The sequence below is a fragment of the Bacillus sp. LSHTCR4 genome, from assembly GCF_057197025.1.
Map to the genome: position 1 here is coordinate 2,068,662 of NZ_JBXUNO010000001.1, position 20,123 is coordinate 2,088,784.

The 20,123-nt window shown below is 34.5% G+C and carries 18 protein-coding genes and 2 pseudogenes; 6 read left to right on the forward strand and 14 right to left on the reverse strand.

The features are described 5' to 3' along the window. Positions 1 to 55: 55 nt before the first annotated feature. Together AC2CGR_RS10630 and AC2CGR_RS10635 are read right to left on the reverse strand one after the other, a co-directional pair. Positions 56 to 1,645 (reverse strand): bifunctional metallophosphatase/5'-nucleotidase, encoded by a 1,590-nt coding sequence (locus tag AC2CGR_RS10630; protein WP_484480798.1) that lies wholly within the window; start codon positions 1,643 to 1,645, stop codon positions 56 to 58. A gap of 532 nt (positions 1,646 to 2,177) precedes the next feature. Further along, positions 2,178 to 3,014 (reverse strand): alpha/beta fold hydrolase, encoded by an 837-nt coding sequence (locus tag AC2CGR_RS10635; protein WP_087964653.1) that lies wholly within the window; start codon positions 3,012 to 3,014, stop codon positions 2,178 to 2,180. A gap of 493 nt (positions 3,015 to 3,507) precedes the next feature. Here AC2CGR_RS10635 and ycaC point away from each other — a divergent pair, with 493 nt between their 5' ends. The 4 genes from ycaC to AC2CGR_RS10655 all read left to right on the forward strand — a co-directional run bounded on the left by ycaC (position 3,508) and on the right by AC2CGR_RS10655 (position 7,397). Next, on the forward strand, positions 3,508 to 4,152 hold the full coding sequence (ycaC, locus tag AC2CGR_RS10640) for an isochorismate family cysteine hydrolase YcaC (protein ID WP_000131221.1): 645 nt from the start codon (positions 3,508 to 3,510) through the stop codon (positions 4,150 to 4,152). Between the two features lie 161 nt (positions 4,153 to 4,313). Further along, positions 4,314 to 4,958, forward strand: a complete 645-nt coding sequence (locus AC2CGR_RS10645; protein ID WP_000039941.1) for a hydrolase — start codon at positions 4,314 to 4,316, stop codon at positions 4,956 to 4,958. Further along, complete coding sequence (locus AC2CGR_RS10650) at positions 4,955 to 5,548, forward strand: antibiotic biosynthesis monooxygenase (protein WP_087964651.1); 594 nt, start codon at positions 4,955 to 4,957, stop codon at positions 5,546 to 5,548. The genes AC2CGR_RS10645 and AC2CGR_RS10650 overlap by 4 nt, the downstream gene beginning before the upstream one ends. Before the next feature lie 13 nt (positions 5,549 to 5,561). Further along, positions 5,562 to 7,397 carry an amidohydrolase gene (locus AC2CGR_RS10655; RefSeq protein ID WP_270184994.1) on the forward strand — a complete coding sequence of 612 codons (1,836 nt, stop codon included), beginning with the start codon at positions 5,562 to 5,564 and terminating at the stop codon, positions 7,395 to 7,397. A 309-nt stretch (positions 7,398 to 7,706) separates the two neighbouring features. On the opposite strand, the gene AC2CGR_RS10660 is transcribed toward AC2CGR_RS10655, so the two are convergent. The 6 genes and pseudogenes from AC2CGR_RS10660 to AC2CGR_RS10685 form a co-directional block, all read right to left on the reverse strand. Then, positions 7,707 to 8,585 carry a LysR family transcriptional regulator gene (locus tag AC2CGR_RS10660; protein ID WP_087964649.1) on the reverse strand — a complete coding sequence of 293 codons (879 nt, stop codon included), beginning with the start codon at positions 8,583 to 8,585 and terminating at the stop codon, positions 7,707 to 7,709. Between the two features lie 224 nt (positions 8,586 to 8,809). Next, positions 8,810 to 9,242 (reverse strand): annotated as a pseudogene (locus tag AC2CGR_RS10665) (MarR family winged helix-turn-helix transcriptional regulator). 461 nt (positions 9,243 to 9,703) lie between these two features. Then, entirely contained in the window at positions 9,704 to 10,654 is a 951-nt protein-coding gene (locus AC2CGR_RS10670) for a magnesium transporter CorA family protein (RefSeq protein ID WP_087964647.1), read from the reverse strand. A 303-nt stretch (positions 10,655 to 10,957) separates the two neighbouring features. Next, on the reverse strand, positions 10,958 to 11,983 hold the full coding sequence (locus AC2CGR_RS10675; RefSeq protein ID WP_484480799.1) for a ParM/StbA family protein: 1,026 nt from the start codon (positions 11,981 to 11,983) through the stop codon (positions 10,958 to 10,960). A gap of 35 nt (positions 11,984 to 12,018) precedes the next feature. After that, positions 12,019 to 12,411: a peptidase U61 gene (locus AC2CGR_RS10680; protein ID WP_087964646.1), complete on the reverse strand. Its 393-nt coding sequence runs from the start codon at positions 12,409 to 12,411 to the stop codon at positions 12,019 to 12,021. A 122-nt stretch (positions 12,412 to 12,533) separates the two neighbouring features. After that, positions 12,534 to 12,650 (reverse strand): annotated as a pseudogene (locus AC2CGR_RS10685) (YflT domain-containing protein); the annotation flags it as partial. 123 nt (positions 12,651 to 12,773) lie between these two features. On the opposite strand from AC2CGR_RS10685, the gene AC2CGR_RS10690 reads away from it, so the two are divergent. Next, entirely contained in the window at positions 12,774 to 12,908 is a 135-nt protein-coding gene (locus AC2CGR_RS10690) for an acyl dehydratase (RefSeq protein WP_416241365.1), read from the forward strand. A gap of 114 nt (positions 12,909 to 13,022) precedes the next feature. Here the strand turns inward: AC2CGR_RS10690 and AC2CGR_RS10695 are convergent, their stop codons facing one another. The 4 genes from AC2CGR_RS10695 to AC2CGR_RS10710 form a co-directional block, all read right to left on the reverse strand. Beyond that, a complete protein-coding gene (locus AC2CGR_RS10695; protein WP_484480800.1) occupies positions 13,023 to 13,322 on the reverse strand; it encodes a hypothetical protein in 300 nt (99 codons plus the stop codon). Positions 13,323 to 14,161: 839 nt separating this feature from the next. Beyond that, positions 14,162 to 15,265, reverse strand: a complete 1,104-nt coding sequence (locus AC2CGR_RS10700) for a Ger(x)C family spore germination protein (protein WP_087964643.1) — start codon at positions 15,263 to 15,265, stop codon at positions 14,162 to 14,164. Further along, entirely contained in the window at positions 15,262 to 16,365 is a 1,104-nt protein-coding gene (locus AC2CGR_RS10705; RefSeq protein ID WP_087964658.1) for a GerAB/ArcD/ProY family transporter, read from the reverse strand. Before AC2CGR_RS10705 ends, AC2CGR_RS10700 begins: the two co-directional genes overlap by 4 nt. 4 nt (positions 16,366 to 16,369) lie before the next feature. Next, complete coding sequence (locus tag AC2CGR_RS10710; RefSeq protein ID WP_001051400.1) at positions 16,370 to 17,917, reverse strand: spore germination protein; 1,548 nt, start codon at positions 17,915 to 17,917, stop codon at positions 16,370 to 16,372. A gap of 457 nt (positions 17,918 to 18,374) precedes the next feature. Here AC2CGR_RS10710 and AC2CGR_RS10715 point away from each other — a divergent pair, with 457 nt between their 5' ends. Further along, the gene (locus AC2CGR_RS10715; protein ID WP_087964641.1) at positions 18,375 to 18,740 is read left to right on the forward strand and encodes a YxeA family protein; all 366 of its coding nucleotides are present in this window, start codon (positions 18,375 to 18,377) and stop codon (positions 18,738 to 18,740) included. A gap of 17 nt (positions 18,741 to 18,757) precedes the next feature. Here the strand turns inward: AC2CGR_RS10715 and AC2CGR_RS10720 are convergent, their stop codons facing one another. After that, positions 18,758 to 19,213: a hypothetical protein gene (locus tag AC2CGR_RS10720; RefSeq protein WP_131102544.1), complete on the reverse strand. Its 456-nt coding sequence runs from the start codon at positions 19,211 to 19,213 to the stop codon at positions 18,758 to 18,760. Between the two features lie 169 nt (positions 19,214 to 19,382). After that, positions 19,383 to 20,093: an alpha/beta hydrolase gene (locus AC2CGR_RS10725; RefSeq protein WP_087964639.1), complete on the reverse strand. Its 711-nt coding sequence runs from the start codon at positions 20,091 to 20,093 to the stop codon at positions 19,383 to 19,385. Positions 20,094 to 20,123 lie beyond the last annotated feature (30 nt).

Consider the following 20,123-nt stretch of genomic DNA (forward strand, 5'->3'; position numbering starts at 1 on the left):
ATTACCTATACACTAAAAAGTATAGGTAATCTATTTTTTTGTGATTAATAAAAACCTAATTTATTTTTTGAATTCTTCCATCAATAATAGACTGAATTGGTTCTTTTGATTTTTTTATGTAATCTACTAATGCTTCAAAATCAGTTGGTCCTGTTTCAGCATCTTTACCGTTTTTAAAGGATACAAATCCATCTCCACCTGAAGCTAGAAATGCGTTCGCAACGACGCTGTAAGTTTTAGAAGGAATAATTTCTTCTCCATTAGTTAGGCGCATATTTGTTACTTTTTCTCCATTAGGTTTGTTTGCATCCCAAGTGTATTGGATCCCTGAAATTTGAAGCATTCTTGTTATGTCTTTTTGCCATTGTTGATTTAAAATATCACGAATGTCTTGACCCGTTAAATTTACTTTTATTAATTGATTTCCGAATGGTTGAATACCATATATCTCTCCCCATGTAATATCACCAGCATCTAAGTCATTACGAATACCACCAGGATTCATAAGTGCAATTTGAGATTGCATTGTTGCACGCTGGGCATCAGCAACTAAATTTCCAAGAGTAGATTCACCAGCTGTATTTAGTTTGCGATCTAGTGGAGCAATAGACTTACCTACAACTTCATTAACAAGAGGTGCGATTTTTGCTTGATATTTCTCCATCTTCTTCTTTATTTTTTTATCAGGCTCCATGCCTTCATGGTAAGTTGTAACAATTTCTGCTTTTTTCTCAACAATATCTTGTGTTTTACGATCAATCTTTACATCAACATCAGCAAAAGCCATACCGTAAGAATTTGCTTGTACGACAAGTTTATTATTAACAGTTCCATTTACATAAGTGTGGCTATGCCCACCAAAAATAACATCGACTTCTGGATCAGTCTCATTTGCTAATCGGACGATATCACCATTTGTTACGCCGTTCCCATCTGTTATCCCCCCGTTATGTGCAAGAACAACGATAGATTTAACGCCTAGTTTTTTTAATTGCTTTACGGATTTGTTAATAGCTTCAACTTCATCTGTAATTTCTACATTCTTTAGCATAGTAGGCATAACAAGGTTAGGCACATCCGTTGTTACGACTCCGATAAATCCAACAGGAACTCCTTGTACCTTTTTTATAGTGAATGGTGGTAAAAATAAACGACCAGTGGATTTATTATAGAAATTTGCGGCAACGTATGGGAATTTTGCTCCTTTAAAATTCCCTGTTTTCTCATGGTATCCACCATAAATAAGGCGGTTCATTTCTTCAACACCTTCATCAAATTCATGATTTCCTATCGTTCCAACATCGAATTTCAAATCATTTAGAAATTCAATGGTAGGTTCGTCTTTTAATAATGCTGAAACAGGAGTACTTGCTCCAACAACATCGCCAGCATGTACTTTTAATGTATTCGGATTTTGTTTTTCACGATCACGTAAATAAGCCCCTAAGTACTCGATTCCCCCTGCATCTTTATTGTTAATTTTTTTTACTGTGTCTAGTTGCCCATGAAAATCGTTAATACCGAGCATTTGTACATCTATATAGCGGTTTGATTCTGTACTTGCTTGGGCTGAAGGCATAGCGAATACACTAGTAAAAGTAACTGTACTTAATGCTAAAGCAACTGGAATGATTTTTTTCAACATAAAATTTCTCTCCCCTAATTAAAATCTGACATAATACAATGTTATTTTAATATATTAAGAGAATTATTTCTATAAAAATTCTACTAATTATAAAAATTAATAAGATTTTATTATTTCCTAACAAAACACTTCTTCTTCAAAAATTTGAAGATGTAAAACGACAATTTTAAGAGGAAGATGATTATTTGTAGGCTGTAGTCTACACTTTTGGATTAGGATATAAAGGCCCCCTCTCAACTTAAGAAACTTCACTACACAAACAAGAACATGTACATTTCTTCGTTTTGAGAATTATTCAAAATATTATCTTGATAGTAATATAACAATACTTCTAAGAGACTAAAAAACTCTAATCAATACATTTTAGCTGTTAAAAGATTATTCAATTCGAAACTAATGAGTATTTATCAAGCTAATATCTCAATATCAAAATTTAAAAAAAGATGCTTCTGGATTTATCCAAGAGCATCTTTTTTAAAGCTTTATTTTTTACTTGTTTATAATTTATCAATTAACAAGTATATAGTTGTAATCAGTCCTTTAAAAATAATAGGAGTGCTTCATTAAATTCTTTAGCATGCGTTGCATTTAGCCCATGTGGACCGCCCTTTATTAATGCTACTTTAGAATTAGGAATTGCTTCATGTGTTAATTTCCCACTATATTCATATGGTACAGTTGCATCTGAATCACCATGAATAACAAGGGTAGGTATATGAACCTTGGCTAAATCGCCTCTGAAGTCTGTTTTGCTGAAAGCAGCGATACAATCTAGTGTTCCTTTAGGTGATGCACCTGCAGCGATATCCCTATTGTAAAGTCGAAATGGTTCACTAACTAAGTCCGTTCGATCTCCAGCAGCAAAAAAACCTTTCGTAAACTCATCAAGGAATGCTAGGCGATCACTTTTTACTCCATTTTCAAACCCTTGAATTGCTACATCATCTAATACACCCTCAGGATGATCTGCTGACTTGTAAAGGTATGGTGGTACAGCTCCTGCAAATACAGCCTTCTCTATTCTATTGGTTCCATATTTTCCAATATACCGAGCTACCTCGCCTCCACCCATAGAAAAACCAACAAGTGTGACATTTTGAAGCTCTAACTGTTCTAATAGTTGATGTAAATCAGAAGTAAAGGTATCATATTCATACCCCTCCCACGGCTGAGATGATTTTCCAAAACCTCGACGATCATATGTTATCACTCTGTATCCAGCCTCAACAAGAGCTGGAACTTGGTATTCCCAAGATCGACCACTTAATGGCCAACCATGAATGAGTACAACTGGTTTTCCTACACCATAATCCTCATAATATATCTCAATTGGTGCTTGATTTTCGGTTCCTACAGTAATTTTCGCCATTCTCCTACCTCCTTTTAATATATATCTTTTTCTTCAATAATCCGGATAAATCTCATAACCTATTTATACACATTTATATTGTGAACTCTATGCATGAAACTCTACTGTTCCGATGAATTCATTTTCTGTTTATGGATAATCCCCCATCTCCTACCTTTTTCATCACGAAGTATTTGCTGAACATTCCTCCTATTCAATTCTAATAACAAAAATAGGTGACTATCAATATCGTTCTATCTATAGAATGTATAGGTAAAATCAATCTATTTTATAGTGAAAATAACTATAGTTACGACCTATACAAATTATAGATAATTTAGAATTGATTAACGAATCAGTTTTCAAATACTATAAATTTGTATAGCACTTCATGTTCTGTGAATGCTGCTATAACCAATATTATTGGTCAGCTTAGTTATAAACGAAGAAACTTATGATAGTATTTGACTATTTAAACTTTCTTCGATTACTTAATTTTTAGGAGGAATACATAATGACTGATCTCTATTCTCGTATTAACAAAGATGATGCTGTCGTTCTTTTAGTAGATCATCAAACTGGTCTTATGTCCGGACTAGTACGTGACTATGGTGTTGATGAATTCAAAAACAATGTTTTAGCTCTTGCTCACACTGCTAAGTTTTTTGATTTACCAGTTATTTTAACAACAAGCTTTGAAAACGGGCCTAACGGACCTTTAATGCAAGAATTGGTTGATCTCTTTCCTCACGCACAAAAAATAGCTCGACCTGGACAAATTAACGCATGGGATAATGATGATTTTGTAAAAGCAATCGAAGAAACTGGAAAAAAGCAACTTATCATCGCGGGCGTAGTTACGGACGTTTGTGTTGCTTTCCCGGCACTTTCCGCTATAAAAGCTGGATATGAAGTATTTGCTGTTACTGATGCTTCAGGAACTTTCAGTAAACAAGTTGCAGATGCTGCCAATACTCGTATGGCACATAGTGGTGTGCAACTTATGAACTGGTTTAGCGTAGCTTGCGAATTACAACGCGATTGGCGCAACGATGTCGAAGGTTTTGGCAATTTGCTTGCTAGCAATCTTCCAGGCTATCAAAATATAATTGGAAGCTATATGGGCGCGCAGCGAGATCTTAGTAAACAAAATGCATAATAACTTTACTTTCAAAAAAATAGATAGTATACATTTAGTGCTGATTAAATCAGCACTCTCTTTTAAATTAAAAAGTATAGCAAAAATTTTATTTTTACGATTACAGTTTTAATTAACGGAAAATATATTATTTTCAATAATTAAAAAAGGAGCGTTTTATTATGAGTAAGTTAGAATTGTTAAATCCGGAGAACAGTGCCTTAATTTTGATTGATTTTCAACCTCAAATGACTTTTGGAGTTGCAAGTATTGATAGACAAACATTGATTAATAACGTTATGCTGCTCGCTAAATCAGCAAAAACTTTTAACGTACCTACTATTCTTACTACAGTTGAGACACGCAGCTTTTCTGGTTATTTTTGGCCACAAATTCTTGACATATTCCCAAACCATGAAATTATAGAACGCAGTTCAATGAACTCTTGGGAAGATCCAAAATTTGTTGAGGCAGTTAAAGCAACAGGTAGAAAGAAATTGATATTTGCAGCACTTTGGACTGAAGTTTGCCTTGCATTCCCTGTGCTTGAAGCAATGAAAGCTGGCTATGAGGTGTATGCAGTTGATGATGCTTCAGGTGGTACTAGTTTGACAGCACATAATGCTGCTATGCGTCGTGTAGAGCAAGCTGGTGCAATTCCAGTGACAGCCATTCAAGTTTTACTTGAATACCAACGTGACTGGGCACACAAAGACACTTATGATGCTGTAATGGAGATTGTAAAGGAACACACTGGTGCTTATGGTCAAGGTGTAGAATACGCATATACTATGGTGCATGGCGCGCTTCCAAGCAGGAAAATATGAAACAAGAAGGAGTAACTGTCGAAGAGACTTATAAAGGGAACACGATGGATGCTGCTGATCCAGTAACAACGATTGTTACATGGGAAATTCAACAAGGGAAAGAAAAACAGTTCGAAACATGGAGACATGAAATCGAAGCTGCCGCTACTAAATTTCCAGGGCATTTAGGCGTAAACCTAATAGTCCCAAATAACGAATCCAGAGAGTATACTGTTATTTTTCGCTTTGATACGTATGAGCATCTACGTGCTTGGCAAGAATCAGATGTTCGCCGAGATTTGTTAAAAACAGCAGAACAATTTCAGGCTACTAATCCAACTTACAAAACTGAAAGCAGTTTGGCTTATTGGTTTGTTACTCCGAAAACGCCAGTTCCACCGCCAAAATGGAAAATGTCTATCGTTACCCTTCTGGGTGTATGGCCTCTTAGCATGTTAGTTCCTAAATTGATAGGACCTATTATAAAACATATGAATCCTATTATGTCCGCTTTTTTTGTTTCTGTATGTATAGTGTCCTTGCTATCATGGGTAGTTATGCCGATTTTCGGTAAACTATTTCATCCATGGTTACAAAATAATAGGAAGTAGGCGAGGTGTGAATATGAATGTACCGGATATAATCTTATATAACGGAAAAATTACTACCCTTGATCCCTCTCAACCTGAGGTATCTGCTATCGCCATAACTGATGGTTTAATAACTGCAGTAGGTGGAGATGAGCTTCTTAATAGTGCCACAGAAAAAACAAAAAAAATAGACCTTAAAAGAAAAAGAGCTATTCCAGGCCTGAATGACTCTCATATACACGTTATTCGTGGCGGTCTTCATTATAATATGGAATTACGATGGGAAGGCGTTCCTTCAATTACCATTGCTCTCGAAATGCTCAAAGAGCAGGCAAGGCGTACACCTGCTCCTCAGTGGGTAAGAGTAGTTGGAGGTTGGTCTGAATTTCAATTTAAAGAGAGACGGATGCCAACTTTAGAAGAGATTAATGCTGTTTCTGAAGACACACCTGTCTTTGTGCTACATCTTTACGATAGAGCACTTGTAAATCGTGCAGGGCTGCGTGCACTGGGATATACGAAAGATACCCCAGACCCTCCAGGTTGCTTAATTGAGCGGGATAAACGAGGGAATCCAACAGGCCTTTTAATTGCCAACCCTAACGCTTCTATTCTTTATTCAAGTTTGGGTAAAGCCCCAATACTTAATTTTGACGACCAGATTAACTCAACTCGCCATTTTATGCGCGAATTAAATCGATTAGGTATTACAAGTGCCATTGACGCAGGTGGCGGTTTCCAAAATTATCCTGACGACTACAGAGTTGTTGAACATTTAGCCGAGAAGGAACAATTAACTTTGCGTATTGCTTATAATCTATTTACACAAAATCCTAATCATGAATATGAAGACTTTGCTTCATGGGCAAAAATTGTTTCTCCAGGTCAAGGAAATGATAAGTATAAAATGAATGGTGCCGGAGAAATGTTAGTATTCTCTGCAGCTGATTTTGAAAAATTTCAAATGCCACGGCCCGAACTAGCTACGATGATGGAAGCTGACTTAAAGAAAGTAATTTCTCTATTGGTGGAAAACCGTTGGCCATTCCGTTTACATGCAACTTATGACGAGTCAATAACACGTTTCTTAAATGTATTTGAGGAAGTCAACAAAGAAATTCCTTTTAATGGTCTACGATGGTGGTTTGACCATGCAGAAACAATCTCAGATCGTAGTATGGAACGTGTTAAGGCTTTAAATGGCGGTATTGCCATCCAAGACCGCATGGCTTTTCAAGGTGAATACTTTATTGATTTATACGGAAAGGAAGCTGCAAAGCGTACTCCTCCGATTTATCGTATGTTAGACCTAGGTATACCTGTTGGCGCCGGTAGTGATGCAACTAGGGTTTCCAGCTATAACCCTTGGGTTGCTCTTTACTGGATGGTTGCCGGAAAAACCATTGGTGGGCTTTCCATATACGATGAAAAAAATAAACTTGATAGAAAAGTAGCCCTGGAATTATATTCAAAAGGAAGTGCGTGGTTCTCTGGTGATGAAGGTAAAAAGGGTACCCTTGCAGTAGGTCAGTTTGCTGATATTGCTGTATTGTCTGCTGACTACTTTACTGTGCCAGAAGAAGAAATCAAGAACCTTGAATCATTACTTACCATTATGGGTGGACAGGTTGTTTATGGAAATGATGAATTTAAAAATTTATCACCTGAATTGCCGCCAGCATCACCTGATTGGTCACCGACGGGAGTTTATGGTTATGGTGGCGCTAACCTAGCCCACACTATACTTTCTCAAAATTCCCATGATAACAAGTTACATAGTTGCAGTAACCCTCTCCATCAACACACTCATACCGTAATAGGAAAAGATGGAACTAAATGGGGTATCGGTTGTACTTGCTTTGCTTTCTAAGTCAAAACCACCGGTATAATGCCGGTGGTTTTCTTTATACAATAAGAATATGTAGAAAGAACTAGCAATATATCCCTAATGGAATCTATTACTATGCGATAAGACCGAAGAAATTATTGAATAACTTGACTTGTTTTTAACAGCCTTCTCTCCTTGCAAAGTCTGCCCTTTTTCCCTTAAGTAAAAGCCCATGATATTCCCTTTTGAAGCGACTACACCACACATATAAATCTACTAGCCCTTTGACTGTAATTTAGGTCTTATCCTAAGAATTATGTATCATTTTTAATTCTCACACTATAATCATTATTATACTAATACCTTTTCAGGTTCATTTAACTTCTGCATAAAGATACGTGCTGCAAAACTTAAAAATTTATCGTCAAAGTGAATAAGATTAATATCTTGCCTTGGTGTCGGATCAATAATACGAACTATGCTCAAGGTATCATTATTAACAAAGTCAACAAGCGAAAAAGGTATTATGGCAACCCCATGTCCATTATATACAAGGCTCAATAGAGAAATAGAAGATTTTGTTTCTATATTTGCTTCAGATAAAGATAACCCTAAACTCTCACAATATATTTTAATAGATTCACGACAACTACATGCAACCATTATTCTACTCAGTCCTACTAATTCTCGAAAAGAAACAAATGATGTTTCATTCAAAGGATGATTTTTTGGAATGACAAGGACAAGCTCTTCGCTATACAAAAGGGTACTTTTTAATGTGTCTGGAATTTGAGCACTACGCGTGATGCCTATATCAATATTTTTATCAACGATTTGATTTACCGCAACTTCGGACTCTATAATTTTTACAACGATGTTGGGATAATGTTGTTGAAACTTCATAATATAAGGTGTTAAATAAGTGAGATCTTCTAATAAACCTCCTATAGTAATCACACCTCTTTTTACACCCTTTAATTCAAAAATTTCATTATAAACGTCATCAAATTGTTGCATGATAAATTTTCCTTTATCAAATAGCAGCTTACCCGCTTCTGTCATTTTGATACCTCTTCCAACTCGATGAAACAAAGGTGTATCAAGTTCACCTTCTAACACACGGATTTGTTGACTTAAAGTCGGCTGTGAAATACCTAGAACTTCCGCAGCTTTAGTAAAACTATTATTATTACAAACTTGAATAAAGTACTCTAAATGACGTAATTCCATTCTTGATACCCACTCCCACTCTCCGCTTTATGAAAGATTTATAATGAAAAGGACAATATGTATACGTTAACAGAACAACTATCTTTCCTACTATATCAATTGCAATTACATAATTTCTTTATTTTGTAATACAATACATTTACTACTATTTATTAATTTTCCCTCCTATTTATTTAATTTATATTTAATTAGGATATTACTAAACAGAAATAACCTCTAAAAACTTACAATTTCTGTGCGTAATATCCTAACTTTTTCAACTTTTTCATTATCATTTTTTCTCAATATAGTCCAAACTACCAAATATTTGCCGAATCCCCTCTTTATACTGAGGAAAAATTAGTGTCACCAATTCAATACTTTCTGAAATAATTGATGCATACGTGACATGGCGGTCTTTAGGACATGGTTTCACCTCTTCTTTTCCAACCTATCCACTACATACGTGATACAAAAACTTGCAAGTAATATTTTGTCCCCAATTTTTTTATAGGCTGATCAGCTTTACTGTATAGTAGCTCAAGCACTGCAAATTCAGTTGGATTAAGTCCATAAATTTTTTTGATCCTTTTCAATACGTTTAGTGATTGGCTGTAATTCCCTTGATAATATAACAAATAACTTTAAAGATAAGCTCTCATCGTTAATCACACTCATAATTACCAATCCTTTACAAATTATCTTGAATTCGAGATTTATTATATTATCGTCAAAATATTATGTCAATCATTCGTTTTAGCTTTATCAAGCCACTTATAATTTATTTCTCAACATAAGACATATGGAATTAGAAGACAACAATTGTTACTATATAAGTATCTCAATTACGTTATTTCTTTTAAAGAGAGCTTGTTTTTAATCGCAAGTTCTCTTTTGCCATATTCTAAATTGGATCCGGACAAATTTCAGATAATGAGTCTGCCCCCCCATGTATATGATATAGTTTTTAAACAAAGATTAGAGCTCTCCTACAAGAAGTGAGCTCTAATCTTTCATAATAAATATTCAACATTTTTATCATTGCAGGGACATCAAAACTTTAACTTGATGGGGATATGATACTACCTCAATTAATAATATTACTAACCACATATCTATCACATTTTTTATAAACAAGATTAATTAGATTTAAAAAAAGATTTCTTTTTCTTTACTCGTAATAAATCACCTGTCCACCCTTTGAATCGCATATACATATACATACCTCCTGTTGTGAAAATAATAAATAAGAGAGCAATTAAATAGCTATATTTCCATTCTAGTTCAGGCATATATTTAAAATTCATCCCCCACAATGCTCCTAAGGCCGTCAAAGGCGTACTTACAGCAGTTAATACAGTAAGAGCTTTCATAATTTCATTCCCACGATGAGAAGAAACAACTTCTTGTAAATGAATCATCGTGTCTAATTCTTCTTGGTACTCTTTAACAAGTTGTAATCCACGCTCTAATTTTGCGTTTGTTTGTTTATAACAAAGAGTGTTTGTTACGTTTTCTAACCAAGCTTCTTTCAGCCCTTGTAACACTTCTTGTATTAAGCGAAACACATGTGTGTTCATAAATAGTTCATGACGAATATGATAAATTCTTTCTAAAACTGCTATGTTATTATGATGATAAAAATCCCATAATACATTCCTAAAATTGTTTTCGAAATAGTCGACCTTTCGTAAGTAGTGAGCTATAAACATTGATAAGATAGCACATAATCCTTCAGCGGAACTATTACAATTTTTTGTACCCATAGGGCAATTATGTATTAATTTTTGGAAATCCTCTTCCTCTTTTTCCTGAACTGTTATCAGTATTCCATGAGCTACGAAATAATGAAGAAATTTTTGAATTTTGGCGTCCTTTTTATCTTGATCATATAAAAACGAACCATATACACAAGTTTGACTTGGTGATAACGTATAAACATATAATCCATTTTCACAAGGAGAACTTATTTTCTTTACAAATTGAGAGAAATAAGATGTTACATCACGAGGGATTATAGAAGAAAATCTTTCAAGCTCACTAGTTCTTACATGATACCAACTCCATTTCGGCATTTTTATGCATTCCATAATATTCTTCCTTTCTGAATAGTTTTATGTTTGATCGAATCATATCCGTAATATGTAATTTGTATGTAGGTATTCATGCCTTGGAGGAAAAGTTTTTAAAGCAACTAAATTACAAAATAAATGGCATAGGAGGTCTTATTCTTTTAAAAGGAAGACCCCCTATATTAGTTATTTTCATTCTCAATTTTAAACATTTCCTCTATATAAGCACTTTTTATCTTTTCTTATAAAGCATTTTTTATATGTGGAAAAGAAGGTACATAATTTGGCACGTCTATTCAACGAACTCCATTTCGGTCGTGATTATAATTTAGATTCATATACAGATTGATTGGTGATGTCGTCAAATACTTCACTTCCAATCATATAGTAGCCATGAAGTGCAGCCTCTTTCGAAGCGTCTACCATACGGAAAGAAGAAATTTCACTTTGCATTTTTTTAATTCGTTTTTTGTGGAGATCTACTATTCCTCCTGTCCAAATAATAGTATCGTACTGTTCTAACTTAAATTGTTCTTGTAATACACGCATAACGTCTTGGAAGTGTGCATCCAACTCTTTTTGAATCAAAGTATCCACCTGACTTGTCTGAGGATTTTCTTCTCGACCTCCATATCCTTTTTCTAATATGTTTGGCATGTCGTTAATATGCAATTGATTACTTTCACCCGCATGATTCTGCAGGATATTCTTAATATTTTTCAAAGGCTTGCTACATCCTAGCTCTTTCTCATAATGATTTAAAATGACATTCTGTTTCATATCTGTCATTTCTAATGTACGAAATCCACCATCAATAATTAAGATACGATCTCGTTCCTGGATGATTCCCTCTTTTAAGAAATAAGCATGTAAAGCGACCGGTTGCTGAAGAATCAAAGCATTTTCCACCGTAATGGTAATAAATTTCCCATCAATTTGCACGGAAGTTTCTTTTTTTAGTGCACGTTGTAATTGCTCATGCTGACTACCAAAACAAGTAACAGGAAGCCCGGTAACAACTAAAGGTAACACGACATTTTCTTTATAATCCTTTGCAATGCAACCAAATATTTGTTGTTTAAACCGTTCGCTTTCATAATAATTTTCTATTTTTTCGCCAAATGGAGGAAGGAATGAAGCGTCAGATTGATGTGCTTCATCTCCCATGTAGTATGCAAAGTCTAAGTCTATAAAACTTACCTTTGTTAAATCTTCACTTTCAGCATGATTGGGTACAGGGGCTAGTGTAGAAGCCTCACTCTTAATCGTCACCTCAGAATCTACATCCTGTCGATATGCCCGCTTGGTAAAGCCAATTCCTACATCAATTGCATACAGAGATTTCATACTTTTTTCCTCACTTTCTCTTTTTAGAATTAAATCTAAGCACTCTCTTCTTTCCTATATTTCTTTTCATTTTTCGTTTTCTCCCCGCCTAAGTCCTTACTATTTTCATTTATTTCGTAATCCTTTTCATCTTTTTTCTTTTTGTTATTTTCGTTTTCTGTTAAATCTTTAATAGTAGAAATGACAACTGGTGTGGCTGTAAGCAGTTGTGGTAATGTTTGTTTTGCAACATTAGCTGCAGTTACAGAAAATTGTTTACTTGTCTCAGTTACCTTCTCCAATGTTTCCTTTATGTTTCCTTCTTGTAGTTTGTCTTTTACGCTTTTTCCTTTTGTTTGTATAGCTTTCCGATTTTCTTTTTTTAATAAGGAGACCATGATTCCGGTTGTAATCCCAACCACAGCATATTTAAATATTGTATGTTTCATTTTTCTCACCCTTCTCTACTTTATTTTCTTCAATGCTAGAGCCTAAAATGTAGTCTATTTCAATTTTTTCTTAAAATAGGAAGTTAGCATTATCTTACCTATTTATCAGATGTTGCAATCTATTAGAGAGAATGATAGTTCTGCGGCTGCCTATCACTCCCCGTTGGTATTTCAGCTGTTACTAGGAGTAAAATTCTCCCTTGATCTAGTTTTTCTTCATATAAGTTAGCTTCCTCCTTTAGATTTTTTATTTTTTATTTAGTTGTTATGTAATATGTAATACACCTATTTTAAAGATGTTAAACCTAAATTTTCAAAAAATTTAACACAATAGGTTATTACTGTTTTTCAATATTAACGAGATGTCACGAGCACTTTCCTTTGATAGCAGTGCTACAAATAACGATTTGTTTGAAAGGAAAGCCCATTATTTTATAGAAAAATTCTATTTGGAAAAGGTTACAAACGGAGTACAAGATACTTTTTTCGTTAATTAAATCAAAAGAAAAATAAAAAAACACTCCTTTTCAAAGAGTGCTTTTAAAAACATATAACCTAATAAAAATGAAAATATACAAACTTTTCATGAAAAAAGATTTTATAGTATCTTTTTAATATCCATGTCCACCTTGCCAGCCACCATGTCCGCCTTGCCAACCACCGTGTCCACCTTGCCAACCACCGTGTCCGCCCGGCCAACCACCATGTCCGCCTTGCCAACCACCTTGCCAACCACCGTGTCCGCCCGGCCAACCACCGTGTCCACCTTGCCAACCACCGTGTCCGCCTTGCCAACCACCGTGTCCGCCTTGCCAACCACCGTGTCCGCCTTGCCAACCACCGTGTCCACCCGGCCAACCACCGTGTCCGCCTTGCCACCAGCCTGCATAGCCTTGTCTCTGTGAGTTCATTCCTTCGCATCCCTTCTTATTAAAAGTTCAAATACTGGAACTGGGTATTCTCTAAATATAATTATGTATCCCAAAAATAAATGTATCCGCAAACATCCCGATTATTGGTAAAGTAATTATCTAATGAAAAAACATTTATTATTGCAAATCTAAACTCTATTATTTTTTACTTTTCCAAAAAATTTTTCGCTATTTTATTAGCATACTTTTTAGATTCAATTTCATCATAGTTACTTAGTATTACAACAGACAAATCATTACTTAGGAGCATTTTTCAACATTACATCAGAATCCATAGTTGGGCTTTAGTTATACAAAGAAAAACGATACCTCACTATTGAAGTATCGCAAAAAAACTATTTACTTACATTATTATGACTATAACCCTATCCGGTATTAGTCACTCTCCTAGAATTACAAAGGGGCTAAACGATTCATAATGAATCAATTCCTTTACTATACTGTGTTCTTTTAATACTGGAGCCGTTCACTGCACAATTTGTATTGTTTTCCCGTCAATCATAAGCGGTACATCCCTTCGTATACAATGTTTTTATAAAACATTAGCATTATTTGAAATTCACCTTTCACAATTCCATTTTTTACTCCAGGATGTCGAATCTTTTTTTAATTCTTATAGATCTAAACTGATCCAATAGTGATTCTGGTGCCATTGCTCTGAAATTTTTACACTAGAACCTTCTTATTTACGCATTGAAAAATGTTACCTATAACGGTAAAGCCCAGATAGCGATGTGACGGTATTCCTATTAAAGGTATTTCTCCTTCTAAAGTAGACAGTACTTGCAATCTTAGTACGAATCACAGTTGAATTCATGTTACTTAATCGTACCCATTCCACCAATTTTAATCTTAACCTTGACGTTTACATCGCCTTTTGCTAATTCGTTACCCCAATTATTTTGTATTTTTTTCCATTCCATATATGTGTATGTTCTTGCATATCCTCCAAGCCCAATAGGATCAATTTTGGCGGTTTGTATTTTTTGTATTAATTGCTTGAAATCAGCTTCTAGCTTAGTTTCAATCGCCTTTTGTAATTTTGCTGCGTCCTTTCTAGTGTTAAACGAAAAAAGTCGTTCTGTAATACCGATTCTCATCTTTACATCTATATTAAATATAAAATGATCATCATATCTTGCCTTTGTCTTTACTTTAATACCATAGGCAGTAAAACTTATCAAATCTTTATCTTGACTATCTGAATTTAGCTTAATTGGAACTGTAAATGGTAACTCCCCTGCAGTTCCTTGTTGCAAAATGCGTAAAAGCTTGTTTTCATCATGTTTCAGCGTTAATTTATACTTTCCTTTTTCATCCAACAAAGCTGTACCTGTCACCCATATTTTATTCTTTTTTTTCAGTTCAGTAATATTTGCTGTTAGCCCTTTATCTGCTCTTTGTTCATATAGTTCTTGAAGTGTTGTTTTCACCGTGATATTTCTTAAAAAAGCGGTATCAACTAGTTTTGTTAAATATATAGGAAGTCGTGGCTTATCCTTTGGGCTATAGAAGATAACGTCCGAAACAGGTCCATCTACAGCGAGAACCCTTGCAGTAACTGTATTTTTTGGATCACGGTAAAATGGATCGAGGTAATTTTCCCAGTTTTTTTGTTTCAGTAACCTTTTTCCAACTAAAATAACCTGTGTTTTACTTCCCGCAGTAAGCGCCATAACCGTAGCATCAAATTGGTCTCTAGCTTTTCGAACCGTAGCAGATTTCACACCAGTTGTTTCTTCTTTTATTTTTGCCTCTTTATTGAAAACAGGGCTTGATATATACACTAATAAATTATCATTACGATCTAAATCGATACCAAGAATAAGAGTAAGAGAAACATCTTCAACATTTCTTTGATCGAAGCATCCAGTCATCATGAACACCAATAACAAAATACAATATAGTACTTTTCTTTTCAATGTATCCTCCCCTGGCGAAACTTCTCATATAGACAGCAATACAGCCATAAAATAATAGGTGATATATATGTTACTCCTAATCCAATATTCGATAATACCTGTTGCCAAATTTCAGATTCATTCCAACTAGGATGACTCCAACATGTGAATCCGATAATAAGTAATAAAAGAACAACTACATGAGAGCTGTGATTTTGTTTTCCAAGTAATTGGCTTGAACAAAATACAGAACAGTATAGGGCAGGAATCCATGATGTGGAAACAATAGTTAAGTAAACAGCCAATAAAATCATATCAAAACGTTCTAAAAAACGAAATTCAATTACTTTCAGCAAATTTAGTACCGGCTGATTATATTGCGTAATGCTATCAGGACTAAAATAGGCAAAGCAAACAATAGTAGCAAATAAATAAAATAACATCGTTAAGGTGTTTGCTATAACCATTCCATGAACTGCATACTGTTTTTTTTGTAAAAATGGATATAAAAAGAAAGCAATATCAAACCCTAAATAAGCATAAACAGTGCTTGGTACAGCGGTTAATATAGGTTTCCATCCTTCTTTTAAAAGCGGAAAGAAGGGCATCCAACTTCCATCCCCTATAAGAGGGATTAAAAAAAATATCGGAATCCAAAGCGCCATATAAAAAAAAAGTTCGGCGTATCGTCCTAAAATACTAGGACCGTTACGTGCAACAAAATAGGTAGGAATCGAAAACAAAAAGATAACGATATAGTCAGGCGTTTTCGGGAGAAGCCATCCCTTAAGGTAAAGCATAGCGTTTATAAGAACGATACAAGAATAAAAAGCGAAGTACATCATGTAAATAACAACGAATGCTTTCCCTACTATTTTTCCAAACAATCGTATAAGAATATCATAAATCGTATCCTCAGGATATCTTGCAGCTGTTTTCACTATAAACACACCTGATATTGTGGAAAAAATCCAACCAATTAATATAGCTATCCATCCATCTGTTCCAGCCTTTTCTGCAAGCACACGTGGAAGCGATAAAACGCCAGTACCCACCTGCACTCCATTAATTAAAATAATATACTGCATAAGAGTGATTTCATTATAGGCATACTTTTTCATAATTTCACCTTTTATTACGATTCTTTCCTTGTCGAATAGTTTGATTGGTTCCATTCCCCTTAGGACGCCTTCTTATTGTCCATAAAGGAAAGCGTACAAAAACATCTTTCATATCTGCAAAACGAAAGGGTGCTAATGGTGTTCCATAAGAAGTACCTAGCGATTTAAGACTACTTAGATGCCCAATTAAAGTCATCCATCCGATAACAAGTCCTACAATTCCAAATAAGGCAGCTGCTAGCATCATTGGAAAACGTAAAAGTCTTACTGCCGCTCCCATATCATAGTTAGGAATAACAAAAGAAGAGATAGCGGTAACAGCGACGACAATAATCATAATATTGCTTACAATTCCCGCCTGAACAGCCGCCTGACCAATGACAATACCACCTACAATTCCAACTGTCTGACCAATCGGAGTAGGTATCCGTAAAGCCCCTTCTCTCATCGTTTCCAATGTTATTTCCATAAGTAATGCTTCCATAACTGGAGAAAAGGGTACGCGCGTTCTTGATTCAGCAATAGATAAATATAGCTCTACAGGAATAACTTCAAAATTAAAGGAAATAAACGCAACATAACTCGCCGGCAAAAATAAAGCAACCATAAAGGCGACAAAACGAAGCAACCGAATAGACGAAGCAACTAACCACCTTGTACCGTAATCATCAACTCCTTGAAAAAAGGAAATAAAATTTGTTGGAGTAATTAATACATTAGGTGAATGATCCATTACAGTTACAAATCTGCCCTGTAAAATGTGAGATACAGCCAAATCAGGTCTTTCAGTTAATATAAATTGCGGAAACGGCGAGTAAGGGTGATCTTCAATGAATTCTATAAGTTCACCATTACTAGTCACAGCGTCGATTGTAATATTTTGAATTCGTGTTTCTAATTCCTTCAGCACATCTTCAGAAGCTACATCTTTCAAATATAAAATAGAAATTTTGGTTTTGCTTCGTACACCAATTACTATTTCTTTTATTGCTAATTCACGATGAGGAATATACCTTCGAATCATGGCGATATTTTGACTTCCAGTTTCTATGAATGCTTGATGTGCACCCTTTAGGGCTATTTCGTTATGTGCATCTTCAACACTTCTTTGTGGCCATCCTTTTGTATCCAATTGATGTGCTGTTGTTCGACTGTGGATTAATAAAACACTATCTCCCCCATAAATCGCATTTTCAATCTGACTCAATGTATTAATAATCTTAATTTGTCCTAATGGAATTGGAAGTTCTGTATTGGTATCAAAATCTCTATTCATCAAAGGGCTTAGAACATGATTTTGAATCAATTCTTTATCTGTTAATCCAGATAAATATACTAAAGCTGCTTCTAATCCACCTACTGTTATTTGAAACTGCCGAATTACTAAATCAGGTGCTTGACGAAATATATTCTGAATATGAGCTATGTTTTCGGATAAATCAGCGTCTAAGAGGGATTCTTCAATATTTTTTTCCTGAAAATGAGTATTGTCTCGTATTGAACATGACTTAGGGTTGTCTCTATATTTTAAACGCCTCAAAAATTTAGCCATGATTCCCTCACTTTCTATGTACCTTTTATAGTATGTTTAGTATGCATATATTAAGGAAAAATATCCTAATAGTTCCTACAATTACACTTTTAAGACATTACATACATCTCTCGCTACCTTGTTTACTCATGTATTGCCTTTTGTTATTGATGAAACTTTTCAATTGTAACTGATACACATCTGAAACTCTAAACCCTCTTTCTTGCCTAACGACTACTAATCGTGTAATTTCAGAATCTAAATTGCTTAAATTCTCCTATATTCACTCCCCTATAAAAGTAGATGTTTAACATGTTGATGATAGTTTTTCTTTTCTCTTCTATATGTTCTAGTAACATGATGTTTGGTTAAAATACCCTTAAAACTCTTTTTAAGAAAAACTTAAGAAAATCTCTCTTTATTCATAAGAATTTTTTTCTATACTGAAGCATGTAAATGAACAAGAGGAGAAACGATCATGAAAAAATTTGTAATTTACATAATAGGAATAGGTCTTCCTATATACTTACTACCTTTCATATTACGCGGGGATTTAGACAGATTTAATCCGATTGCTGAAGAAAAAAATGTATACGCCGTTGCGCAGGGCTATGGCGTTCCAGATTATCATTATAAAGGCCGGGCTATTTACTCACTAAAAAGTGTTGATGAATTAAGCAATGAGAAAGAATATAAAGTGGGAACGAACACCCCTAATGATTTTATTAGAAAAACTTACTTAAAGATTCATGTAAAAGGAAAATATGTTTATTCTTACGATATTATTGCAGAAAAGGATATTCCGGAGAAAATAAGAGAGCAATTGAAGATAGTAAACAAATAAAAAAATAAGCTGATTTTTTATCGGCTTATTTTTTTCATTCCTTTATCTTCTCCAGTCCAAAGAGTAGTCTTTGTTTCAGCATCAGCGATAAGATATTTTACCCGGAAATTTTTTTCCGTTTCTGTCCATGATGCTATTAAGTAAATTTGTCTATTCGGATTAATTTTAGGATTTTCTTGTGTACCCGCTGTCTTACTTATCCACGGTCCTATTTCGGATTTCATAGTCGATTGTAAATCTTTATATAGAACCGTTTTCTGTATATGATTTTCAGCGTCATGAAAAGGGACATAGAAAGAACGATACGTATGATTTTTAACCTTACTATAAAAAACTTTTGGATTTTCAAAGATTTTACTTGCATTGTTTTCTGTATAGGAAATCTCTTTTGAAGAATCCTCTGCATTTGCCATCCCTTGTACACCTAGTAAAAGAAAGCTACAAGTAAACAAAACCGCTATCATTTTTTTCATATTAAACTCCTTCAATTTTTTAATATTTATACCCAAATAAGGTTATTTCATGCGAATTGATCCATTCAAGATCTGGATATACATCAAAAATGCTAGCAATTAAAAAAAAAAGACTCTTACATAGTAAGAATCTTTTTTTATAATCACCATCGATTTATTAAACTGATTATCATTGTTTCAATAGCCACTCTTCCATTACTTTCACTGTTTCATCTCGTTGTGCTTTTGGCGTAATTAAGCTCGCATTATCACCTTTTTGCTCACCATACATGCCAAAATGAGCATGGTTTCCGCCTTTTATCATGTGCATAGTTGTATTCTTTGACATGAACTTTTTATTGTTTTCTATTTTTTCTACAGTTGCTAAAGCATCTACTTCCCCATAAATTGATAACATTGGAATCGACTTAGTAGAGAAGTCATCTGCAGGATACGAACCTAAGAAAATAATCCCGTCTACCTTTTCTTCATGTTGAAAGGCATACTTAGAAATCATAGCTCCGCCCATTGAATGCCCCGCAACATACCATTTTTGAACTTCCGGATACTTTTCAATTACACTATCTACCTCATTGATTCCAAGTATCGCTAAGTTTAATGGTAATTTAGGCATGACTACAAAATGTCCATCTTTTGCAAGAGCTTCTCCTAAATAACTATAAGCCTCGGCTTCTACTTTAGCTCCTTGATAAAAAATAACCCCTATTTTAGCATCTTTCTCTCCAAAAGCTATATAATCTTCATCTTTTTTTTCATCCACTAACGACAAAGCCTCTTTCGTCGGTTTGTAACTAAACTGAGACCAAACAAAAAAACTAATACTTCCTATAAGTAAAATACCAAGTAAAGAATACAGCGTAATTTTTATCCATTTCTTCACAAAGATGACCTCCCTAAGATGTATATATTC

Bases quoted from the DNA above. Each gene is read 5' to 3' on its own strand.
- AC2CGR_RS10630 (WP_484480798.1), bottom strand. From the start codon at position 1,645: ATGTTGAAAAAAATCATTCCAGTTGCTTTAGCATTAAGTACAGTTACT.
- AC2CGR_RS10635 (WP_087964653.1), bottom strand. From the start codon at position 3,014: ATGGCGAAAATTACTGTAGGAACCGAAAATCAAGCACCAATTGAGATA.
- ycaC (WP_000131221.1), top strand. From the start codon at position 3,508: ATGACTGATCTCTATTCTCGTATTAACAAAGATGATGCTGTCGTTCTT.
- AC2CGR_RS10645 (WP_000039941.1), top strand. From the start codon at position 4,314: ATGAGTAAGTTAGAATTGTTAAATCCGGAGAACAGTGCCTTAATTTTG.
- AC2CGR_RS10650 (WP_087964651.1), top strand. From the start codon at position 4,955: ATGAAACAAGAAGGAGTAACTGTCGAAGAGACTTATAAAGGGAACACG.
- AC2CGR_RS10655 (WP_270184994.1), top strand. From the start codon at position 5,562: ATGAATGTACCGGATATAATCTTATATAACGGAAAAATTACTACCCTT.
- AC2CGR_RS10660 (WP_087964649.1), bottom strand. From the start codon at position 8,585: ATGGAATTACGTCATTTAGAGTACTTTATTCAAGTTTGTAATAATAAT.
- AC2CGR_RS10670 (WP_087964647.1), bottom strand. From the start codon at position 10,654: ATGGAATGCATAAAAATGCCGAAATGGAGTTGGTATCATGTAAGAACT.
- AC2CGR_RS10675 (WP_484480799.1), bottom strand. From the start codon at position 11,983: ATGAAATCTCTGTATGCAATTGATGTAGGAATTGGCTTTACCAAGCGG.
- AC2CGR_RS10680 (WP_087964646.1), bottom strand. From the start codon at position 12,411: ATGAAACATACAATATTTAAATATGCTGTGGTTGGGATTACAACCGGA.
- AC2CGR_RS10690 (WP_416241365.1), top strand. From the start codon at position 12,774: ATGTCACGAGCACTTTCCTTTGATAGCAGTGCTACAAATAACGATTTG.
- AC2CGR_RS10695 (WP_484480800.1), bottom strand. From the start codon at position 13,322: ATGAACTCACAGAGACAAGGCTATGCAGGCTGGTGGCAAGGCGGACAC.
- AC2CGR_RS10705 (WP_087964658.1), bottom strand. From the start codon at position 16,365: ATGAAAAAGTATGCCTATAATGAAATCACTCTTATGCAGTATATTATT.
- AC2CGR_RS10710 (WP_001051400.1), bottom strand. From the start codon at position 17,917: ATGGCTAAATTTTTGAGGCGTTTAAAATATAGAGACAACCCTAAGTCA.
- AC2CGR_RS10715 (WP_087964641.1), top strand. From the start codon at position 18,375: ATGAAAAAATTTGTAATTTACATAATAGGAATAGGTCTTCCTATATAC.
- AC2CGR_RS10720 (WP_131102544.1), bottom strand. From the start codon at position 19,213: ATGAAAAAAATGATAGCGGTTTTGTTTACTTGTAGCTTTCTTTTACTA.